This is a genomic window from Streptomyces sp. NPDC050433, from assembly GCF_044458565.1.
Lineage (GTDB): Bacteria > Actinomycetota > Actinomycetes > Streptomycetales > Streptomycetaceae > Streptomyces.
Genome location: NZ_JBITIB010000005.1, coordinates 76,956 through 96,873 on the forward strand (window position 1 = coordinate 76,956; position 19,918 = coordinate 96,873).

Consider the following 19,918-nt stretch of genomic DNA (forward strand, 5'->3'; position numbering starts at 1 on the left):
GTCAGGCGCCCGGTGTCGGCACGCCGCCCCGGAGGCGTTCGCGGTCCGATTCCCGGACCTGGATCACGAACACCGCGATCACGGCCGATACGGCGGCGAACACCGCCGCCACGATGAACGCGTTCGACACACCGTGTGCCAGCACCTCGTCGCTCCACGGCTTCGGCAGCGAACCCGTCTTCTGGAACGTCGCCTTCTGGGCCGGGGTCGCATGGGCCAGGAAGTCGGGTACCTGGGACTTGGCCTCGTCCTTGCTGGCCGTGCCGAACACCGTCACCAGGATGGACAGCCCCAGCGAACCCCCCACCTGCTGCGTCGCGTTGAAGACGCCGGAGCCCGCACCGGCCTCCTCCTGTTCGACACCCGAGAGCGCCATCAGGGTCAGTGACACGAACTGGAAGCCCATACCGAGACCGAAGATCAGCACCGGGCCCAGCAGGCTGCCCAGATACGTGCTGTTCACGTTCGTCAGCGTCAGCCACGAGAGACCCGCGGTGGCCAGGACCGCGCCGGACACCATGAACGGTTTCGGACCCCAGCGCGGCAGCAGTTGCGAGGCGAGGCCCGAGCCGATCGCGATGATGACGCTCACCGGCAGGAAGGCGAGGCCGGCCCGGAGCGGGCTGAAGTTGAGGACCTCCTGCACGAAGAGCGTCAGGAAGAAGAACATGCCGAACAGCGCCGCGGCCAGGCTCAGCATCATCCCGTAGACGCCCGCGCGGTTGCGGTCACGGAACATCCACAGCGGGGTGATCGGCTGCTGGGAATTGCGCTCGATGACGATGAAGAGGGTCAGGAGCACCACGGCGGCGGCGAAGGACCCGAGCGTCAGGCCGTTGGTCCAGCCCTCCTCGGAGGCCCGGATGAAGCCGTACACCAGACACACCATGCCCAGCGTCGCGGTGAGCGCGCCGATGACGTCGAAGTGGCCGGGGCGTGGCACGGACTCCTTGATGAAGCGGGGCGTCAGGCCGATGATCACCAGCCCGATCGGCGCGTTGACGAAGAAGATCCACCGCCAGTCCAGCCACTCCACCAGGATGCCGCCGGCCAGCAGCCCGATCGCGCTGCCGCCCGCCGACACGGCCGCGAACACGCCGAACGCCCTGTTGCGCGCGGGCCCTTCGGGGAACGTGGTGGTGATCAGCGACAGCGACGTCGGGGAGGCGATCGCGCCGCCGACGCCTTGGACGGCACGGGCCGCCAGCAGTTGCCACGACTCCTGCGCGAAGCCGCAGAGCAGGGAGGCGAGCGCGAAGAGCGCGACGCCGAACATGAAGACCCGGCGCCGCCCCAGGATGTCGCCGAGACGTCCGCCGAGCAGGAGCAGACCGCCGAAGGTGAGGGTGTAGGCGTTGACCACCCAGGACAGGTTCTGCGTCGAGAAGTCGAGGGCGCTCTGGATGTGCGGGAGCGCGATGTTCACGATGGTGATGTCGAGGACCACCATCAGCTGGCAGGAGGCGATGATGGCCAGCGCGATCCCGTGGCCGCCGCCCCCGTCCGGGGCGTCGGCGGACTTCGCGGTGTCCGGCGGCGGTGCCTGCGGTGAATCAGTCATGGGCGGGGGTGGTGAGCGGGGTGGTGCGAGCCCTCGGGCAGGGAACGCCGTCGTTCACCGGATCTGACTCTAAGTGGGGCGAAACGGACCCGCGACTCGGCGTGAGCGGTCAGCGGGCGGTCAGTGAGCGGCCTCCGGCGGGTCCTTGGGATCGTCGGAGGCCGCCCGCTCCTGGACCGCCCGCTCCGCGACCGCGTGTTCCGCCAGCGCGCGGTCCACGAGCGCCGGGGCGGAGCCCGTGTAGCCCGTCGGGTCGGTGAGGGCGCGCAGGCGCTCCTCCCCGATCAGCTCCGCGACCGCCGGGTCGGACTCCGTCAGCGCCTGCGCCAGCGGGATGCCGGCGGCCGACGCGAGGCGGGCGGCGGCGCCGACCAGCTCCTTCGCGCGGGCCACGCCGACGGCGGGGGCCAGGGCCGCCGCGAGCCGTTCGCTGACGAGCAGTCCGTGGGTGAGGCCGAGGTTGTCCCGCATCCGGTCGGGGAAGACCCGCAGGCCACGGGTGAGTTCGGCGGCGTCGCGGGCCGCTCCGCCGGTCAGCCGCAGCAGCTCGCGCAGCGGCTGCCACTCGGCGTGCCAGGGACCGGCGGGGCGTTCGTCCTCGGCGACGAGCGCCCCCAGCAGTACGGAGGCGAGCGCGGGCGCCTGCCGGGCGGCGGCGGCGATCAGGGTCGCCCGCACCGGGTTCCGTTTGTGCGGCATCGCGGACGAACCGCCGCCGCGCGCCTCGGCCACCTCCCCGATCTCCGTCCGGGACAGCACCAGCACATCGGCGGCCACCTTCCCGAGCGCGCCTGCCGTGAAGGCGAGCGCCGAGCCGAGATCGGCGACAGGAGTACGGAGGGTGTGCCACGGCAGCGTCGGTTCGGCCAGGCGGAGCTGGGCGGCATAGGCGGCGAGCAGCCGCAGGCCCGTGTCGGTGCCGGGCGCTTGCTGATCCGCCTCGACGGACGCCCTGGCCTCGTTCTCCTCCGACTCCGGGCCTTCGGGGACGGCCTCGGCGCCCGTCAGGTCATAGACCGGCTCGTCGGGCGGGGTGCCGGTGCCGAGTTCGGGCTCGGGATCGAGCCTCGGGTCGGTGCCGGTGGCGGGCGGGTAGTCGGGCAGCGGCTCGGGAGGGGTGTCCAGCGTGGAGTCGAGCGCGCCGGTCAGGTCGTAGACGGGCTCGCAGGACGCGGCGGTGGAGGTGCCGCGCGGCGCGCCGTCCACGGTGTCGTCCACCGGCGCGAAGGCCGCCAGCGTCCCCGCCGCGCCGCCCAGTTGGACCGGCGGCCGGACCGCCGCCAACCGGGCACGGGCGTCCCGTACGGACGCGAGCCAGCCCGCAGCCTTCAGCCCGAACGTCGTCGGGACCGCGTGCTGGGTGAGGGTGCGTCCCGCCATCGGCGTGCCGCGGTGAAGCGTGGCCAGGGCGGCGAGCGCGTCCGCCGTACGGTCCAGATCCGCCAGGATCAGCGGCACCGTACGGGTGGCGACCAGCATCATCGCCGTGTCCACGATGTCCTGGCTGGTCGCCCCCTGGTGGACGTAGCGCGCCGCGTCCGCGTCGCCGCCCGCGTTCTTGTCCTCGTCGTCCACCGCCGCCGTCAGATCCGCCACCAGGGGGATCACCGGGTTGCCCCCGGCGCGCGCCCGCAGCGCCACGTCCCGTACGTCGAACCGCTCCGCCGTCCCTGCCGCCGCCGTGATCGCCTCGGCCGCCGCCATCGGGGTGAGACCGACCGCCGCCTGGGCGCGTGACAGTGCCGCCTCGGCGTCGAGTATCGCCCGGAGGAAGGCGGCGTCGCCGGTCGCCTCCTCGGCGGCGGATCCCGCCCGGCCGGGGGAGAGCAGCCCCGCGTCGCTGTCAGGGGAGGAAGTCAAGGAAACCGTCTCCTCGTCGCCTGCCGGGTGTGCGCCCGGCCTTCGTGAACAGGGTCTCTCGCCGGTCCGCGTCCGGCGAGGCGAGCAGCGAGGCGAGCGGCGGAGCGGAGTCGAGCCGAGCGGGTGAGACGGCGTGGGGCCGCAGGCCTGGTCGGGTCGTGTGCGGAGTCGTAAACAAGAGTCGGCGCCCGCCGCCCACGGCCTCAACCGGCTTGGAAACTCTGAACATTTCGGGGATTTTTAACACCTCTTCACAAGGGCCGGGTAAAGGTCCAGTGGGGGCAATGAACCTTGTGCGAACAGGGAGGAGGCCGTGTTGAGCGGGACACGCGGGACCGACGGAACGCTCCGTCATATCGCCGTCGTCGGCGCCTCCCATACGGGAATAGCCGCGGCGGAGACCCTGCGTCGACAGGGCTTCGACGGCCGGCTCACCCTGGTCGACGCGGGCCGCGACATCCCGCCCGGCCTCGATGCCGAGCCGCTGCCGAACACGACGGCCGAAGGGCTGGATCTCACGAGCCGCACCGGCCGCAGCGGTCGCACCGGCCGCACGGGCGGCTCCGTCCGGTTGTCCGGCGGCGGGCGGGACCTGGACTTCGACGGGCTGATCATCACCACCGGCGCCGAGGCCCGCCGGCCCGCCGGGCTGCGGAGCGGCCATCCGGCCGTCTTCGCCCTCCGTACGTCCGAGGACTCCCTGGACTCACTGGACGCCGAGGACTCCGTCGCCCTGCGCGCCGCCCTCAGCGGCAGCCCACGGGTCGCCGTCGTAGGCGCCGGATTCACCGGCTGCGAGATCGCGTCCTACTGCCGGACCCGCGGCCTCGACGTCACCGTCGTCGAGTCGGCCGCCGCCCCGCTTCAGCGCGTACTGGGCAAGGCCATGGGGCGGGAGCTGGCCGACCTGCACCGCGACCACGGAACGGTCATGACGACCGGCACCCCGGCCGTCTCCCTCCGCCCCGACGGGGTCGTGACGGCCGACGGCGCTCTCGTACCGGCCGACGTGGTGGTGATCGCGGCGGGGCGCGCGCCGCGTACCGCATGGCTGCGGGGGAGCGGGCTCGACATCGGGGACGGGGTGCTCCTGGACGCGACCTGCGCGGCGGTGGCGGCGGTGGCGCCCGTGGCGACGGTGGGCGTCTGGCGCCCGTCGGTGCGCGTCCCGCGCGTCGTCGCGGCCGGGAGCGTGGCCCGCTGGTACAACCCGCTGTTCGGCGAGGTGATGCGAGTCGAGCACCGGGCCGACGCCCTGGCACAGGCCGTGGCCGCCGCCGACACGCTGCTGGCGGACGGCGAGTGCGCGATGCCCTTCGAGTCGGTGCCGTATTTCCGGTTGGAGCAGTACGGAACGGAGATCCAGTTCGCCGGGCTCGCGACCGGTGTCCCGCACCTCCTCGCAGGGGCGCTCGCGGAGCGCCGGTTCGTCGCCGTGTACACGGACGGGCAGCACGTCACCGGCGCGCTGTGCGTGAACGCTCCGTCCCAATTCGAGCGCTACCGGCGGATGGTGGCGGCGCGCTCCCCGACGGATGTCGTGTTCGCGCCGCCCACGATGTTCAAGTCGGCTGTCTGACAGGCCACTCGCGGGCCTCGCGCTACGCCGCCGCGCCGTTACGCCGCCGCGCGGTCGCCGACCGGCCGCCGGCGCAGCGAGGCGTCCGTCAGTACGGGCGGCTTCCAGGAGCCGTCCGGCTCGTAGACGTTCGTCCCCGGCGCCACGATCTCGTCGATACGGTCGAGCGTCGCGTCGTCCAGCGCGAGCGAGGCGCCCTTCAGCAGCCCCTCCAACTGCCCCATCGTGCGCGGGCCGATGATGACCGACGTCACGGCGGGATGCGCGACGGTGAAGGCCACGGCCAGCTCGGGCAGCGTGCAGCCGATGCTCTCCGCAAGGGCGATCAGCTGCTCGACGATCTCCAGCTTGGTGATGTTCACCGGCAGCGCCGGATCGAACCTGCCCGGAATCAGCGCCGGCCGGCCCGTGGTGAGGTCGATCGCGCCGCCCTTGCGGTACTTGCCGGTCAGGAACCCGGAGCCGAGCGGACTCCAGGTCAGCACCCCCATCCCGTACCGCTCGCAGACCGGCAGCACCGACTTCTCGATGCCGCGCGCCAGGATCGAGTACGGCGGCTGCTCGGTCCTGAACCGCTGGAGCGCACGGCGTTCGGCGACGACATGCGACTCGACGATCTCCTCGGCCGGGAACGTCGAGCAGCCGAAGGCACGGATCTTGCCCTGCCGTACGAGGTCGGTCAGCGCGGAAAGAGTCTCCTCGATGTCCGTCGTGTGGTCGGGCCGGTGGACCTGGTAGAGGTCGATCCACTCCGTCCCCAGCCGCCTCAGGCTCTCCTCCACCTCCTGCACGATCCAGCGCCGCGAGCTGCCGCCGCGGTTGCGGCCCTCGCCCATCGGGAAGTACACCTTGGTCGCGAGGACGACGTCGTCGCGGCGGCCCTTGAGCGCCTTGCCGACGATTTCCTCCGACTCCCCGCTGGAGTACATGTCGGCCGTGTCAAGGAAGTTGATGCCCCGGTCGAGGGCGGCGTGGATGATGCGCACACAGTCGTCGTGATCGTCGTTGCCGACGAAACCGAACATCATGGTGCCGAGGCAGTGGGCGCTCACCTCGATACCGGTGCCGCCGAGAGTGCGGTAACGCATGTCGTGCTCCCTTGCTGGTCAGGCGGTCAGACGTCTGTGGGGGGCGTACGCCGGGCACTCTAGGACCTGGAGTGCGATCGAGGTCAAGGCACGACGGGCGGGGATGCGACGGCCTCCACCGCAAGGCCCATACTTTGGTTACGCCCTCGGATCCCTTCGGCGGATACCGGCCCCGGCTGCCGCTTCCTAGCCTCGCCGCATGAGCATGAGAAAGCGACCGAAGCCCGCCCCCGTGGCCGACACGGCACACGGCACACACGGCGCCGACGTCACGGTGGTGGCCCAACCGGTCTGGCTCGTCCCGGCGTTCGCCGCCGCCGGCGCGCTCGTCGGCTGGCTGGTGAAACTGCTCGCCAACTGGCTGGTGACGCTGCGCTGGGCACCGATGAAGGGCCCGGCGGAGTTGCTGAACTCCATCCCCGAGCCGTGGCTCACCCTCCTGGGGGTGGTGGTGGGTGTGCTGCTCGGGGTGCTGCTGGGATTCATCACGCTGTACGAGTCGCTGACCGTACGGGTGTCGGACACCCACGTCACGCTCACCATCCACGACGAGTCGCGCGACCTGCGCCGCGCCGACCTCGGCCCGGTTTTCCTGGACGGCAAGACCCTCGTACTGCTCGGTCTCCACACCGAGGAGGCGGCCCGCGAGCCCTGCGACCTGGACCGCGCGGACGTGGCCGCCGCCTTCACGGGCCACGGTTACGCCTGGGTCGCCGAGGACCCGCACAAGGCCGACTTCCATCTCTGGGTCCCGGACACGCCGGGTCTCCCGGTGGGCGCGAACGCCCTGCTGAGCGCCCGCGCGCACGCGATGCGCAAAACGGGCACGGCGGAGGACGTACGGGCGCTGCGCGACGAGCTGAACGGCCTGGGCCTGGCGGTCCGTGACGAGGACAAACGCCAGTACTGGCGGCTGCCCGCACCGCCCCGGCAGGGGGTCTGAACCGATCCGGTGACGGGGCCGGCACACGGCATTGTCAGTGGTCCCTGGCAGAGTCGGTGCCATGGCGACCACTTCCACCGGACCGCACTGGGTCCCCGCTGTCCGCGGCCATGAACTGGCCCTGGACGGAACGACGTTGATCTGCCGCAGGAGCGGTGACGGACAGCTCCTCAGCTCGGTCCCACGGGCCGCGCGCGCCAGCCGCGCGGGCGAGCGGCTGACCGAGCTGCGCGAGCGGCTGATACGGCACGAGGAGGAGTGCCGGTCAACCGTCGAGTCCTGGCTGCTGTCGGCCGGCGGGCCGATACCCGCCGCACTCCTCGGACGGGTGTGGCCCGACCCGGCCTGGCGTACGAGCCTGGCGCACCTCGTCGTGACCGTCGACGGACTCACCGGAGTGCTGACCGATGTCGCCGACGACGGCCGGACCACGCTCCTGGACGTGGACGGCGGCGCGCACACCCCACCCGCCGGTCCTGTGTCGCTCCCGCACCCGGTCCTGCTGCCGGACCCCGACCGGTGGCGGAAGCTGCTGGACACATGTGAACTCACCCAGGGCATCGCGCAGTTGGCGCGTGACGTGCATCATCGGCCGGCGGACGTCGACCCTCTCGCCACCGGCGTGGACGACTACGCGGGCAGCCACTTCGAGGAGCTGCGCGACGCCACGGCGCGGGCCGTGCGGCAGGGCTGCGTCATGCACGGCGGCTTCGCGACGCTGAGCGTGGCGGACGGGGGTGTCGGAGTGCAGGCGCGCTACTGGCTGGGTTCCGACGACCCGTACAGCGCCACCGAGACCGGGCGGCTGCTGTGGGTCGACGGTTCCGAACGGCCCGTGGCGCTCGGCGAGATCGGGCCCGTGGCGTGGTCCGAGGGGGTCCGGATGGCGACCCTGATCCACGCGGGCGGCACACACTCCCCACGTACGGCGGGTGATCCGGAGGGCTGACGGGCTGCTCCGCCTCCCCTGAAGGACGCCCGGCCGGTGGTTGGCTTGCGGGGTGTCGACCGGGATGCCCGGAAAGTCTCGTTCGGCAACCCAGTGGGACCCGAGCGATCCGAAAGAGCAGGCAGCCCCATGACCACCGACTCCCCAGGCCGTATCACCACCCCGTTCGGCGCCGAGTCCACCGCGGCCGAGGTCGTCGCCGGTGTCGATCTCACCGGCCGTCGCGCCGTCGTGACCGGCGGCTCCTCCGGCATCGGCGTCGAGACCGCCCGCGCGCTCGCCGGCGCGGGCGCCGAAGTCACCCTGGCCGTACGCGACATCGACGCCGGCGAGCGCACCGCCCGTGACATCGGCGCCACCACTGGAAACACGCGCGTGCGCGTCGCACGGCTCGACCTCGCCGACCGGCGGTCCGTCGCCGATTTCACCGCCGCGTGGGACGGGCCGCTGGACATCCTCATCAACAACGCCGGTGTGATGTTCACGCCCGAGCTGCGGACGCCGGAGGGCTGGGAGCTCCAGTTCGCCACGAACCATCTCGGCCACTTCGCGCTCGCCACCGGCCTGCACCCGGCGCTCGCCGCCGGAAACCGGGCCCGGGTCGTCGCGCTCAGCTCGGTCGGGCACCTGCGGCAGCCGGTGGACTTCGACGACATCGACTTCCGCCGCCGGCCGTTCGACACCCGGCTCGCCTACGGCCAGTCCAAGACGGCCGACTCGCTCTTCGCGGTCGAGGCGAACCGGCGCTGGGCCGGTGACGGCATCACCGCCAACGCCGTCCACCCCGGCGCGGTCCTGTCGAATCTGACCCGTCATATGAGCCAGGACGAACTCGACAAGGCCATCGCCTCCGGCTACAGGTTCAAGACGCCCCAGCAGGGCGCGGCAACCTCCGTGCTGGTGGCGACCTGGCCAGGGCTCGACGGCATCGGCGGCCGGTACTTCGAGGACTGCAACGAGGCGCGTCCGCACCGCGAGGGCGACGCGGGCGGCGTCGCCGCGCACGCCCTGGACCTGGTCGCGGCCGAGCGGCTGTGGCAGGTCTCGCTCGACATGCTGGCCTCGGCCCCGCGAGCCTGACGCGCCCGCCGCCCGTCCCGGCCCCGGCGCGCGCTTCACGTCCGCGCGCCCGCTTCCTCCAGCAGCCGGACAGTCTCCGGATACGGCCCGGTCCGCGCCCATTCGAGCGGTGAGCGCCCGCTGCCGCCGTCCTCGCGCAGGTGCGGATCGGCGCCGTGGGCGAGCAGTTCGCGTACGGCGCCGGCATGGCCCCAGCACGCGGCCCCGCACAGCGGCGTGCCCTCCGTGCCGTCCCCGCTCTCGCTGTCCGGCAGCGCACCCGCCGCCAGCAGCAGGTGTACGGCGTCGGCGTCGCCGTGCACGGACGCCGCGTACAGGGGCGTCGAGCCCTCGGAGTCGTACGTCTGCGCCGGTGCGCCCGCCCGCAGCAGCGCGCCGACCTCCGCCGTGCGGCCCAGCCTCGCGGCCCACACCAGACGCCGCGACAGCTTCTTCCGCCGTCTTCGGTTCATCCGGGCCCCGTCCTCAACTCGTACGCAGCATCAGGCTGATGCCGACCACCATGAGCCCGGCCGCCGCGATGCGCGGCATGCCGAACCGTTCCTTGAAGAACACCGCGCCTATCGCCGCCCCCACGATGATCGACGACTCCCGCAGCGCGGCGATCGGTGCGAGGGCCGCGCGCGTCTGGGCCCACAGCACCAGGGCGTACGCCCCGACCGACAGCACCGCACCGAGCAGGCCGAGCCGTATGTGCGGGCGCAGCCGGGCGATCAGCCCGTCCCGGCGCGCGTACAGCGCGTACAGCGGGATCAGCGAGCCCTGAAGGATCATCAGCCAGCCGATGTAGCCGAGGGGAGTGCCCGATTCGCGTACGCCCACGCCGTCCACGACGGTGTACGCGGCGATCGACACCCCTGTCGCGAGTGCGGCCGTCAGCGCGGGCCACTGCGGCTTCGTCCCCGCGCTCCGCATGCCCCACAGGGCCACGCCGACGAGCCCCGCCGACGCGACGGCCACGCCCATGGCCTGCCAGCGGTCCAGCGACTCGCCCACGAAGACGGCGGCCAGGACGGTCACCAGCAGGGGCGCGGTGCCGCGCGCGATCGGATACATCTGGCCGAAGTCGCCGAGGCTGAACGACCGCATCAGCAGCGCCTGGTAGCCGACATGCAGCAGCGCGGAGGCGATCAGGTACGGCCATGCGCCGGCGGCCGGGAACGGCGCGAAGCACACGAGGAGGGCGCCGATCACGGCGCCGCCGCCGGCGATCAGCGTGAAGGCGATCAACTGGTCCTTGATGGTGTGCGCGATCGCGTTCCAACTCGCGTGGGTGACGGCCGCCAGGAGGACGGCGGCGGCGACGCCCGGCGTCACGCCGTGCGCTCGCGGACGTCCACCAGGGTGCCGCCGGCGTACGAGACCACGCTCTTGGGGTCCATCGGGAACACCGTGTGCGGCGTGCCCGCCGCCGCCCACACCACGTCGTGGTCGAGCAGGCCCCGGTCGGCGAGCACGCGTGTCCTGGTGCGGTGACCGAAGGGCGGTACGCCCCCGATCGCGTACCCGGTGGTCTCCCGTACGAGATCGGCACGCGCCCGCTTGACGGTCCCGGCGCCCAACTCCTCTCGTACGCGCTCCACATCGACGCGCGAGGCACCGTCCATCAGCACCAGGACCGGGACTCCGTCGGCCTCGAAGATCAGCGACTTGACGATCTCGCTGAGCCCGCAGCCGATCGCGGCGGCGGCCTCGGCCGCCGTGCGGGTGGCGTCCGGGAAGGTGCGGACCTGGCCGGTGAGGTCGTCGAGGCCCAGTTCGCGCAGGGCCGCGACGAAGCGGGGATGGGCCGGGGTGTCAGGCGTGCCGCCGGGATCGCTCATGGCGGGCACGCTAGCCCTACGGGTACGGGGAGGGCGAACACGTTTCACCGGCGCCGCTCGGTCTCGGTCACCGTCCAGGCGTCGTACCGGCCGATCTCAGTCTCTCCGCCAGGGCGTGACAGCGGTCCGCGAGTTCCGGCGGGTCGAGCACCTCGAAGTCGTGTCCCAGCAGCAGCACATGCATGAGGACGAAGTCGAGACTGCCTCCGCCGCTGAGCAGTTCACAGCGCCCGCTTCCGCGTGGCCGTACGACGGCCGCCGACGCCGGGATCTGTTCGCGCACCGTGTCGGCGGGCGCGTGCACGAGGAAGCGCGCCTGGTGTGCGTAGGCGCGGCTGGCCACACCCTCCTGCACGTACGCCGCCGCGTCGGGCGCGGCGCGGGGGCGGAAGTGCCATGTCCGTACGGACACGTCGGTCATCCGGTCGACGCGGAAGGTGCGCCAGTCGTCGCGGTCGAGGTCGTAGGCGAGGAGGTACCAGCGCCGGTCGGAGGCGACCAGGCGGTACGGCTCGATGCGCCGGCGCCGTGTCTCCGCCCCCGAGGGGTAGTCGAAGCCGGCCTCGACCTCGTCGCGGCAGGCCCTGGCCAGCGACATGAGCACATCCGGGTCGACCGGCGAGCGCCCGCCGCCGAAGAACGCCACCGAGCCGGACAGCGCGCGCACCTCGTGCCGCAGCCGGCCGGGCAGTACCTGGTCGAGCTTGGTCAGTGCCCGGAGCGCGGCGTCACCGGCGCCGACGACCGCGCCGCTCGCGCCGCCACCGGCGCCGGCGAGCAGCGAGACCGCCGTGGCGATCGCCTCCTCGTCGTCGAACAGCAGCGGCGGCAGGTCCTGCCCCGAGCCGAGCCGGTAGCCGCCGCCGACACCCTGCCCGGCATGGACCGGATAGCCGAGGGCGCGCAGCCGCTCGACATCGCGCCGCACGGTGCGCGACGTCACCCCGAGCCGGTCGGCCAGCTCGGGGCCGGTCCACAGCCGGCGCTGCTGCAACAGCCCGAGCAGCGTGAGCACCCGCTCCGTCGTGCCCCGCTCGGCACCGCCCGTCGTATCCATGTCGCCCAGACTGGCAGAGATAGCGGACCGATCCTGTCCGCCAGGGGTGTCAGGGTGGCCCCGTAACGAACCGCGTGACGAACCGCGTGACGAACCGCGTGACGAATCCCGTCACGAATCCTGTAATGAACCCCGCCATGAACGGAGCGACCCGATGAGCCGCACCATCCAGATCACCTTCGACGCCCACGACCCCAACGCGCTGTCCACCTTCTGGCGCGACGCCCTGGGCTACGTCCACCCCGCCCCGCCCGGAGTCGAACTGCCCGAGGGCGCCGACCCGCTGGCCGCGTGGGACGACTTCCTGGCCGGGATCGGCGTACCGGAGGGGGAGCGCAACACGAGGTCGGCCGTCGAGGACCCGGACGGGCAGGGCCCACGGCTGTTCTTCCAGCAGGTGCCGGAGGACAAGGTCGCCAAGAACCGCGTCCACATCGACGTTCGCGCCGCCCCCGGACTGACGGGGGAGGAGCGGATGACGGCGCTGGAGGCCGAGTGCGACCGGCTCGTCGCACTGGGGGCGACGCGGATCCGCCGCGACGAGCCCGCCCCTCCGCTGGGCCCCGGCCTGATCGTGATGGCCGACCCCGAGGGCAACGAGTTCTGCCTGGACTGACGCGGGTTGGGAGTCGGCGCCGTTGCCGTACGGTGCCGCGCCCCGCCCTCGTCCGGTCCGTAGGATCGCCCCATGCCGGACGCCACCACACCCCGCCCCGAGCCGTTCACCGCGCGGACCTCGTCCGCCGAGTTGGAGGACCTGCGCGCGCGACTGCGCGCGACGCGCTGGCCGGACACGCCCGAGGACGCCGGGTGGGCGCTCGGGACCGACCTGGACTACCTCCGGGAGCTGGTCGCCTACTGGGCCGACGAGTTCGACTGGCAGGCGCAGGAGGCGGCCCTCGCCCGGTTCCCCCGCTTCCGTGTCCGGCTCGGTGGCCTCGGGATCCACTTCGCGCACGCGCGCGCCGCCACGACCACCGGGTCCGCCACGACCGCCGGGCCGGCGCTGCCTTTGGTTCTCTGCCACGGCTGGCCGGACTCGTTCTGGCGGTACGCGAAGGTCATCCCACTCCTCACCGACCCCGGCGCGCACGGCGCCGACCCCGCCGACGCGTTCGACGTGGTCGTGCCCGACATGCCGGGCTTCGGATACTCCGACCGCCCCACCGGCCAGGCCCTCGACTCCGTCGCCGTCGCCGGGCTGTGGGCCGAGCTGATGGGCGTCCTCGGTTACGCGCGGTTCGGTGCGGCCGGCGGGGACATGGGCAGCCATGTGAGCCGCTATCTCGCCCTCGACCACCCCGACCGGGTCGCCGCCGTCCACCGTACCGACGCGGGCCTGCCCGTCTTCAACGGCGATCCGGCGGACCTTGCCCCCGAGGAGCGGGCCTGGCTCAAGGAAACGGCGGCCTGGGGCGCGACCGAGGGCGCGTACGCCGCGATGCACCGTACGAAGCCCCAGACCGCCGCCGTCGGGCTCACCGACTCACCGGCCGGGCTCGCCGCGTGGATCGTCGAGAAGCTGCGGTCGTGGAGCGACTGCGACGGCGACATCGAGCGCAGCTTCACGAAGGACGAGATCCTGACGAACGTCACGCTCTACTGGCTGACGGGGACGATCGGTTCAGCGATGCGCATGTACCGCGCGAACGCCGCGATCCCGCCCGCGCAGCTCACCCGCCGGGTCGAGGTGCCGTCCGGCTTTTCGATCTTCTCCGGCGATGTCGTCCGCCCGCCGCGCGCGTGGCTCGAACGCACGGCGAACACGGTGCGGGCGACGGAGCCCGCGCGCGGCGGTCACTTCGCGGCGTTCGAGGAGCCCGAGCTGTACGCGGAGGAACTGCGCGCGTTCTTCCGCCCCTACCGGGCGGCGGCAGCGGCAGCCGGCGCCTGAGAAACCGGGGTCAACCCGGGTTAACCCGCCGCCAGCACCGCCGCGACCACCGGCCCCGCCGCGTCACCGCCGTGTCCGCCGGACTCGACGCTCGCGGCGGCGGCCAGGTCGTCCTGGAAGCCGGTGAACCAACTGTTCGACGTGGCCTGCCCGTCCACCTCGGCCGACCCCGTCTTCGCGCCCTTGTCACCGCCGAGCCCGGACATCGCGGTCTTGCCGGTGCCCCACGCGGCCGTCTCCCGCATCATGTCGCGCAGCTGCTGACCCACCGCGCCCGGCAACTGCCGCTCCGCGACCGCCAGTTGGCGGTTGTCGAGCCCGCGCGGGACGATGACCGGCTGGCGGAAGGTGCCGTCCTTCGTGGTGGCCGTGACGGACGCGATGTTCAGCACGTTCATCTGCACGGTGCCCTGACCGATGTACTGCGCCGCCGCACCGCCCCCGGCCGCCTCCGGCACACTGCCGTCCGCGGACGCGACGCCGGTCTGCCAGTCCAGCCCGAGACCGAAGACCTCGCGCGCCTCCGCCGGCAGCGCGTGGTCGTCCTTCGTGTCGTCTATCAGCTTGATGAAGGCGGTGTTGCAGGAGCGGGCGAAGCTCTGCGTGAACGTGCCGCCCTTGATGTCGAAGTTGTCCAGGTTGTGGAACGAAGTGCCCTGGTAGAGCACCGTCTTGGGGCACTCGGCCGGCCGGCCCGCGCCGACCAGCCCCTTCTCCAGCAGCATGGCCGCGGTCACGATCTTCATCGTGGAGCCGGGCGCCTGCTTGCCGAGCATCGCCGCGTTGAAGCCGTCCTTGCGGTTGTTGGCGACGGCGACGATCTCGCCGGTGCTCGGCTTCACCGCCGCGACGGACGCCTCGCTGAACTTCTTCACGGCCTGCTCGGCCGCCGCCTGCACCTTCGCGTCGAGCGTCGTCGTCAGCTCGCCGCTCTTGCCCTTGGAGAGCGTCAGCAGCGTCGTACGGGGCGCGTTGTCGTCCTCGCTCTGGAGCCACATCTCGACACCGGACGTGCCGCCCGCCTTCTCCCCGTACTTGTCCCGCAACTGGTCGAGCACCGGCGCGAGCGAGGGGTACTTCTCCGCCGTCAGCTCGGTCCCGTTGCGGTCGACCGCCTTGATCGGCGGCGTCGCGGCCTCGCCGGTGACCAGGGTCGTGGTCTTCGTCAGCTTCGGGTGAATGACCGTCGGCGCCCAGTCGACGAGTGGCTTCCCACTGGTCAGCCCTCGGACGACGGTCAACTCGGAGGCGTACGACAGGGGCTTGCTCAGTCCCTCGAACTTCACCGTCGCCTTGACGGTGAAGGGCACCTTCGCGCCCGTCGCCCGTCCCGGAGTGATCACGGCATCGGTGATGTGCGCCTGCTCGCTGTACGAGGCGACGACGTCCTTCGCGACGGCCGGGTTGTTCGTGTACGTCGCGGCGAGTTCGGGATCCTTGCCGTCCGCCCACGCGGTCAGGAATTCCTCGGCGGTGTTCTTGACTTCTTCCGGGCTGAGCGGCCCGGATCTGACCTCGGTCGACTTCGAGGCGGTCTCCGTACTCCCGTCGCCCCCGCCGAGTACGTTGTACGCCCCGTATCCGATCCCACCGGCGACAACGACGAACACGCCGCCGACGATGGCGACTTTCGCTCCACTGCGCATGAGTGCGGTCCCCTCCCCCCAGGAGTGCCCCGACATATTTGAACGTGTTCAAGGGCAACGATTTCGCACTCTACGGGACATGAGTGAACAAGGGCGGTCCCGTTATCGGACCGGGACGATCGCTCCGGTCGGCGTGGTTCGCGGGGTCACACCCAGGTGTCGAACCACATCCGGTCCTGCCACTCCCCGATGGGGATCGTCTGCCCGGTGTAGATGGGCCAGAAGTAGATGAAGTTCCAGACGATCAGCAGCACCAGCACACCCGCCCCCACCGCGCCGATCGTCCTGCGTCTCTCGTCCGAGCCCGCCGGGCCCAGCATCGCGCCGATCATCATCGACACCGCCAGACAGAGGAACGGGACGAAGACGACCGCGTAGAAGAGGAAGATCGTGCGTTCCTGGTAGAAGAACCACGGGACCCAGCCCGCCGCGACCGCGCACGCGATGGCGCCCGCGCGCCAGTCGCGGCGGAAGAACCAGCGCCACAGGACGTACAGGAGCGCGAAGCAGGCCGCCCACCACAGCAGCGGGGTGCCGATCGCCAGGACCTCCTGGGCGCACTTGTCCGCCGGGGCCGCCGTGCAGCCCTCCGTGCCGCCCCTCGGGTCCTCGTAGAAGTACGAGACGGGGCGGCCCAGGACGATCCAGCTCCAGGGGTTGGACTGGTAGGTGTGGCCGGAGGTCAGATTGACGTGGAAGCTGTAGACCTCGTGCTCGTAGTGCCACAGGCTCCGCAGCCAGTCCGGCACCCAGAACCAGAAACCGCCCCGGCCCTCGGTGGCGGCCCAGTCGCGGAAGTACCCCTTGTCGGTGACGATCCAGCCGGTCCACGAGGCGATGTACGTGACGATCGCGACCGGGACCGTCGAGGCGAAGGCCGGCCCCAGATCGCGCGACAGCACGGCCAGATACGGGCGTACTGCCCCGGCGGTGCGCCGCGCCCCCACGTCCCAGAGCACCGTCATCAGGCCGAAGGCCGCCAGGATGAAGAGGCCGTTCCACTTCGTGGCGAAGGCCAGTCCCAGCATCAGACCGGCGGCGACACGCCACGGCCGCCAGAGCAGCCACAGACCGTCGCCGACCGCGGCGTCCGGGCGTAGCAGCCCGTCCGCGTCCACCGGCAGCGCGTCGGCGAACCGCCTTCGTGCCCAGTCCCTGTCCAGCAGCAGACACCCGAACGCGGCCAGCACGAAGAACATCAGCACCAGGTCGAGCAGCGCCGTACGGCTCATCACGAAGTGCAGCCCGTCGACCGCGAGCAGCCCGCCCGCCAGACACCCCAGGAACGTCGAACGGAAAAGCCGGCGGCCGATACGGCACAGCATGAATACCGACAGCGTGCCGAGGACCGCCACCATGAAGCGCCAGCCGAACGGGTCGAAGCCGAACATCAGCTCGCCGAGCCCGATGACCCACTTGCCCACCGGCGGGTGCACCACATACCCGGGGTCCACCGGCAGCGGCACCTTCGAGGGGTCGTCCAGGATCAGCTTGTCGACGTCCTTGGGCCAGCTCGCCTCGTACCCCTGCTTGACCAGCGCCCACGAGTCCTTCGCGTAGTACGTCTCGTCGAATATCACCGCGTCGGGCTTGCCCAGCTTCCAGAACCGCAGCACCCCGGCGACCAGCGCCACCGCCAGCGGACCGAGCCACGCGGACCAGCGGACCAGCCGGTCGGCGAGCAGCGGCGGCACGCCGAGCACGATCCACAGGCGGTCGGAGGGCCGGGTGTACGGCGGGACCAGCCGCTCGCGCAGCCCGATCACCGGTCTCGGCGCATAGCCGAACCGCCGCAGCCGCTGGGGCCATGACGGCGGTCTGTCCTCGGCGTCCCGACCCTGGAGGGCTTCTGGCGCAGTACTGGTCACCGCGCCATCGTAGGGAACGCCGCTGTGTGAGGTGGTCACACGGGCACCCCGCGCCGCACTCAGCCGCCCTGCGAGGATGGCGTACGTGACTACTGTGCCCTCCCGCGGAACGGCCCCCGCGGCCCCGACCGGCGTTCTCGTCCTCGCCGGGACCCCCATCGGCGACACCTCCGACGCCCCGCCGCGCCTCGCCTCCGAGCTGGCGGGAGCGGACGTCGTCGCCGCCGAGGACACCCGGCGGCTGCGCAGGCTCACGCAGGCGCTCGGCGTGCAGACCACCGGCCGCGTCGTGTCGTACTTCGAAGGCAACGAGAGCGCCCGTACGCCCGAACTCGTCGAGGCGCTGGCCGACGGCGCCCGTGTGCTCCTCGTCACGGACGCCGGGATGCCGTCCGTCTCCGACCCCGGCTACCGGCTCGTGGCGGCGGCCGTCGAGCGCGACATCAAGGTGACCGCGGTGCCGGGGCCGTCCGCCGTACTGACCGCGCTGGCGCTGTCCGGGCTGCCCGTCGACCGCTTCTGCTTCGAGGGGTTCCTGCCGCGCAAGGCCGGTGAGCGGCTGGCGAGGCTCCGCGAGGTCGCCGAGGAGCGGCGCACGCTCGTCTACTTCGAGGCGCCGCACCGGCTCGACGACACTCTCGCGGCGATGGCCGAGGTCTTCGGCGCCGGGCGCCGGGCCGCCGTCTGCCGCGAGTTGACCAAGACGTACGAAGAGGTGAAGCGCGGCGGCCTCGGCGACTTGGCCGTATGGGCGGCCGACGGCGTACGGGGAGAGATCACCGTCGTCGTGGACGGAGCCCCGGAGCGGGCGCCCGTGACGGACCCCGAGGAACTGGTGCGCAGGGTGCGGGTGAGGGAGGAGGCGGGTGAGCGGCGGAAGGAGGCCATCGCCGCGGTCGCGGCGGAAGCGGGGGTTCCCAAACGGGAGGTGTTCGATGCGGTCGTGGCGGCAAAGAATGCCGCCCGGACAGGCCCCCAGGACGGTAAAGGACTATCTTGAAAAGCAAAGCGCAGACCGTGTGCCGGGCCCTTTAGGCATGCGGAGGCCAAGAGCCTGCCATTAATCGACAGCGCTGATGCGCTCCCGCCCGAATAGGCGTCCACTGGATCGAGTGGAGAGGAGCCGGCATGAGTGAGATCACGGGCAACGCCGTCGCCCACGAGGCATATGCCTTCTGCTGCATGCGCTGCGGCCATGGCTGGGAGCAGGCGTACGACATAGAGCACCACACGGACGCGTCGGGACAGGAATACGTCGTCTACAAGGCGGACGGACTGCGGGTGCCTTCCCCGCTGTCGAGTCCGACCTGCGTCAATTGCGGACACCACGTCGTGCGCATAATGCGCTCGGGACAGGTGTCCTCGGTGCACGCCCTGAGCCAGCAGTGGAACTCCTCCTGGACGCCGAGGACGCCGAGGACGCCGAAGGAGCCCAAGGCACCCAAGGCCCCGAAGGCGCACAAGCCGCACAAGGCGAAGCCCACCAAGCCCGCCAAGCCGATACCCGTGACCGACGAGGCGGGCGGGGCGGCCGTCGGGGCCGTCGCCGAGGGCGCGCGGGGCAAGCAGGACCACCACTGGCACCTCTCGGACCTCCTGCACCCCTTCCACCGCAGGTAGCCCGTCCCGGTCGCCGGGCGCGGCCCTCGTACGATCGAGCGCATGAGCCCCAAGAGCGCCGCACGCGCCGACGAAGCGCCACCGGCACCCGAACCCCTCCGGGTGCCGGTCGCCGATTCGCACACCCACCTGGACATGCAGAGCGGCACCGTCGCGGAAGCCCTCGCCAAGGCGGCCTCCGTAGGAGTGCCGACCGTCGTCCAGGTGGGTTGCGACGTGAAGGGGTCCCGCTGGGCGGCCGACACCGCCGCCGCGCACGAGTCCGTGCACGCGGCGGTCGCGCTGCATCCCAACGAGGCGCCGCGCATCGTGCACGGCGACCCAGACGGCTGGTCGCGCCAGGGCGCGCGCGAGGCCGGCGGGGACGCGGCCCTGGACGACGCGCTCGCCGAGATCGACCGGCTGGCCGCGCTGCCGCATGTGAAGGCCGTCGGTGAGACCGGGCTCGACCACTTCCGTACGGGGCCCGAGGGAATGGCCGCGCAGGAACGTTCGTTCCGTGCGCACATCGAGATCGCCAAACGGCACGGAAAAGCACTCGTCATCCACGACCGCGACGCGCACGCCGACGTGTTGCGTGTCCTCGCCGACGAAGGCGCTCCGGAGCGGACCGTTTTCCACTGCTATTCGGGCGACGCGGAAATGGCCGAAATCTGCGCCGCCGCAGGGTACTTCATGTCCTTCGCGGGAAATATGACGTTCAAGAACGCGGGCCCGTTGCGTGAGGCGTTGGCCGTCGCTCCTCTCGAACTCGTTCTGGTGGAGACAGACGCGCCTTTTCTGACGCCCGTTCCGTACCGAGGACGGCCCAATGCGCCGTATTTGATTCCGGTGACGGTGCGTGCGATGGCGGATGTGCGCGGAATCGACGAGGACGCGATGGCGACGGCGATTTCGGCCAACACGGCGCGGGCTTTCGGGTACTGAGGCGGCCGGTCCGGGTTGGTCCG

At 71.8% G+C, this 19,918-nt stretch carries 18 protein-coding genes; 9 read left to right on the plus strand and 9 right to left on the minus strand.

Translation table 11 applies throughout. From position 1 onward, the window contains the following. Position 1: 1 nt before the first annotated feature. Complete coding sequence (locus tag ACIBLA_RS08335) at positions 2-1,561, minus strand: MFS transporter (RefSeq protein ID WP_363242108.1); 1,560 nt, start codon at positions 1,559-1,561, stop codon at positions 2-4. Between the two features lie 120 nt (positions 1,562-1,681). Beyond that, positions 1,682-3,421, minus strand: a complete 1,740-nt coding sequence (locus tag ACIBLA_RS08340; RefSeq protein ID WP_399198131.1) for a lyase family protein — start codon at positions 3,419-3,421, stop codon at positions 1,682-1,684. Between the two features lie 316 nt (positions 3,422-3,737). On the opposite strand from ACIBLA_RS08340, the gene ACIBLA_RS08345 reads away from it, so the two are divergent. Next, positions 3,738-5,000 (plus strand): FAD-dependent oxidoreductase, encoded by a 1,263-nt coding sequence (locus ACIBLA_RS08345; RefSeq protein WP_363242106.1) that lies wholly within the window; start codon positions 3,738-3,740, stop codon positions 4,998-5,000. Positions 5,001-5,038: 38 nt separating this feature from the next. Here ACIBLA_RS08345 and ACIBLA_RS08350 read toward each other — a convergent pair whose 3' ends face one another. After that, positions 5,039-6,088, minus strand: coding sequence for an aldo/keto reductase (locus tag ACIBLA_RS08350; protein WP_363242105.1), 1,050 nt, complete (start codon positions 6,086-6,088; stop codon positions 5,039-5,041). Between the two features lie 199 nt (positions 6,089-6,287). Between ACIBLA_RS08350 and ACIBLA_RS08355 the strand changes: the two genes are divergently transcribed. From ACIBLA_RS08355 to ACIBLA_RS08365, 3 genes are all read left to right on the plus strand, one after another. Continuing rightward, positions 6,288-7,031 carry a hypothetical protein gene (locus ACIBLA_RS08355; RefSeq protein WP_399198132.1) on the plus strand — a complete coding sequence of 248 codons (744 nt, stop codon included), beginning with the start codon at positions 6,288-6,290 and terminating at the stop codon, positions 7,029-7,031. Positions 7,032-7,092: 61 nt separating this feature from the next. Further along, positions 7,093-7,980: a DUF4132 domain-containing protein gene (locus ACIBLA_RS08360; protein WP_399198133.1), complete on the plus strand. Its 888-nt coding sequence runs from the start codon at positions 7,093-7,095 to the stop codon at positions 7,978-7,980. 129 nt (positions 7,981-8,109) lie between these two features. Next, entirely contained in the window at positions 8,110-9,060 is a 951-nt protein-coding gene (locus ACIBLA_RS08365) for an SDR family NAD(P)-dependent oxidoreductase (protein ID WP_399198134.1), read from the plus strand. Between the two features lie 35 nt (positions 9,061-9,095). Here the strand turns inward: ACIBLA_RS08365 and ACIBLA_RS08370 are convergent, their stop codons facing one another. From ACIBLA_RS08370 to ACIBLA_RS08385, 4 genes are all read right to left on the minus strand, one after another. Then, positions 9,096-9,512 (minus strand): ankyrin repeat domain-containing protein, encoded by a 417-nt coding sequence (locus ACIBLA_RS08370; protein ID WP_363242101.1) that lies wholly within the window; start codon positions 9,510-9,512, stop codon positions 9,096-9,098. Between the two features lie 13 nt (positions 9,513-9,525). Next, a complete protein-coding gene (locus ACIBLA_RS08375; RefSeq protein ID WP_399198135.1) occupies positions 9,526-10,377 on the minus strand; it encodes an EamA family transporter in 852 nt (283 codons plus the stop codon). Then, positions 10,374-10,883: a YbaK/EbsC family protein gene (locus ACIBLA_RS08380; RefSeq protein WP_399198136.1), complete on the minus strand. Its 510-nt coding sequence runs from the start codon at positions 10,881-10,883 to the stop codon at positions 10,374-10,376. Before ACIBLA_RS08380 ends, ACIBLA_RS08375 begins: the two co-directional genes overlap by 4 nt. A gap of 67 nt (positions 10,884-10,950) precedes the next feature. Continuing rightward, entirely contained in the window at positions 10,951-11,940 is a 990-nt protein-coding gene (locus tag ACIBLA_RS08385; protein WP_399198137.1) for a helix-turn-helix transcriptional regulator, read from the minus strand. 154 nt (positions 11,941-12,094) lie between these two features. On the opposite strand from ACIBLA_RS08385, the gene ACIBLA_RS08390 reads away from it, so the two are divergent. Further along, a complete protein-coding gene (locus ACIBLA_RS08390) occupies positions 12,095-12,556 on the plus strand; it encodes a VOC family protein (protein ID WP_363242097.1) in 462 nt (153 codons plus the stop codon). Between the two features lie 72 nt (positions 12,557-12,628). Further along, complete coding sequence (locus ACIBLA_RS08395; RefSeq protein WP_399198138.1) at positions 12,629-13,834, plus strand: epoxide hydrolase family protein; 1,206 nt, start codon at positions 12,629-12,631, stop codon at positions 13,832-13,834. Between the two features lie 20 nt (positions 13,835-13,854). On the opposite strand, the gene ACIBLA_RS08400 is transcribed toward ACIBLA_RS08395, so the two are convergent. Both ACIBLA_RS08400 and ACIBLA_RS08405 read right to left on the minus strand, forming a co-directional pair. After that, on the minus strand, positions 13,855-15,480 hold the full coding sequence (locus tag ACIBLA_RS08400) for a penicillin-binding transpeptidase domain-containing protein (RefSeq protein ID WP_399198139.1): 1,626 nt from the start codon (positions 15,478-15,480) through the stop codon (positions 13,855-13,857). Between the two features lie 146 nt (positions 15,481-15,626). After that, the gene (locus ACIBLA_RS08405; RefSeq protein WP_363242094.1) at positions 15,627-17,348 is read right to left on the minus strand and encodes a phospholipid carrier-dependent glycosyltransferase; all 1,722 of its coding nucleotides are present in this window, start codon (positions 17,346-17,348) and stop codon (positions 15,627-15,629) included. A gap of 85 nt (positions 17,349-17,433) precedes the next feature. On the opposite strand from ACIBLA_RS08405, the gene rsmI reads away from it, so the two are divergent. From rsmI to ACIBLA_RS08420, 3 genes are all read left to right on the plus strand, one after another. Continuing rightward, positions 17,434-18,348 (plus strand): 16S rRNA (cytidine(1402)-2'-O)-methyltransferase, encoded by a 915-nt coding sequence (rsmI, locus tag ACIBLA_RS08410; RefSeq protein ID WP_399198140.1) that lies wholly within the window; start codon positions 17,434-17,436, stop codon positions 18,346-18,348. Positions 18,349-18,476: 128 nt separating this feature from the next. Further along, positions 18,477-18,968 carry a hypothetical protein gene (locus tag ACIBLA_RS08415; protein ID WP_399198141.1) on the plus strand — a complete coding sequence of 164 codons (492 nt, stop codon included), beginning with the start codon at positions 18,477-18,479 and terminating at the stop codon, positions 18,966-18,968. Between the two features lie 42 nt (positions 18,969-19,010). Beyond that, a complete protein-coding gene (locus ACIBLA_RS08420) occupies positions 19,011-19,895 on the plus strand; it encodes a TatD family hydrolase (RefSeq protein WP_399198142.1) in 885 nt (294 codons plus the stop codon). The last annotated feature ends 23 nt before the right edge of the window (positions 19,896-19,918 follow it).

Excerpts from the sequence above, each read along its gene's own strand:
- ACIBLA_RS08335 (WP_363242108.1), bottom strand. The coding sequence starts at position 1,561 with ATGACTGATTCACCGCAGGCACCGCCGCCGGACACCGCGAAGTCCGCC.
- ACIBLA_RS08350 (WP_363242105.1), bottom strand. The coding sequence starts at position 6,088 with ATGCGTTACCGCACTCTCGGCGGCACCGGTATCGAGGTGAGCGCCCAC.
- ACIBLA_RS08355 (WP_399198132.1), top strand. The coding sequence starts at position 6,288 with ATGAGCATGAGAAAGCGACCGAAGCCCGCCCCCGTGGCCGACACGGCA.
- ACIBLA_RS08360 (WP_399198133.1), top strand. The coding sequence starts at position 7,093 with ATGGCGACCACTTCCACCGGACCGCACTGGGTCCCCGCTGTCCGCGGC.
- ACIBLA_RS08365 (WP_399198134.1), top strand. The coding sequence starts at position 8,110 with ATGACCACCGACTCCCCAGGCCGTATCACCACCCCGTTCGGCGCCGAG.
- ACIBLA_RS08370 (WP_363242101.1), bottom strand. The coding sequence starts at position 9,512 with ATGAACCGAAGACGGCGGAAGAAGCTGTCGCGGCGTCTGGTGTGGGCC.
- ACIBLA_RS08380 (WP_399198136.1), bottom strand. The coding sequence starts at position 10,883 with ATGAGCGATCCCGGCGGCACGCCTGACACCCCGGCCCATCCCCGCTTC.
- ACIBLA_RS08385 (WP_399198137.1), bottom strand. The coding sequence starts at position 11,940 with ATGGATACGACGGGCGGTGCCGAGCGGGGCACGACGGAGCGGGTGCTC.
- ACIBLA_RS08390 (WP_363242097.1), top strand. The coding sequence starts at position 12,095 with ATGAGCCGCACCATCCAGATCACCTTCGACGCCCACGACCCCAACGCG.
- ACIBLA_RS08395 (WP_399198138.1), top strand. The coding sequence starts at position 12,629 with ATGCCGGACGCCACCACACCCCGCCCCGAGCCGTTCACCGCGCGGACC.
- ACIBLA_RS08400 (WP_399198139.1), bottom strand. The coding sequence starts at position 15,480 with ATGCGCAGTGGAGCGAAAGTCGCCATCGTCGGCGGCGTGTTCGTCGTT.
- ACIBLA_RS08415 (WP_399198141.1), top strand. The coding sequence starts at position 18,477 with ATGAGTGAGATCACGGGCAACGCCGTCGCCCACGAGGCATATGCCTTC.
- ACIBLA_RS08420 (WP_399198142.1), top strand. The coding sequence starts at position 19,011 with ATGAGCCCCAAGAGCGCCGCACGCGCCGACGAAGCGCCACCGGCACCC.